This window comes from Undibacterium sp. SXout7W (genome assembly GCF_049339385.1).
In the GTDB taxonomy this organism is placed as follows: Bacteria; Pseudomonadota; Gammaproteobacteria; order Burkholderiales; family Burkholderiaceae_D; genus Undibacterium.
The window spans coordinates 1-208 of record NZ_JBMPPF010000200.1 but is presented as its reverse complement, the minus strand read 5'-3'; the positions used below and the strand labels follow the sequence as shown (position 1 = coordinate 208).

1 protein-coding gene is annotated in these 208 nt (G+C 54.3%); it reads right to left on the bottom strand.

All coding sequences use genetic code 11. The features are described 5' to 3' along the window. Nucleotides 1–208: DUF4116 domain-containing protein (locus ACO0LB_RS21100; RefSeq protein WP_423052719.1), on the bottom strand; the 208-nt coding region annotated here is incomplete at both ends.

Here is a 208-nt window from a genome sequence, read left to right as displayed (position 1 = left end):
ATTCCGCTGGCACGTATTGCAGGGCACCGCCATCGCTTTCAACGGCTTTCAGTGCAACTGCTTCTGTGCATGATTCCGCTGGCACGTATTGCAGGGCATAGCCATTACGTTCAACGGCTTTCAGTGCAACTGCTTCTGTGCGTAATTCCGCTGGCACGTATTGCAGGGCACCGCCATCGCTTTCAACGGCTTTCAGTGCAACTGCTTC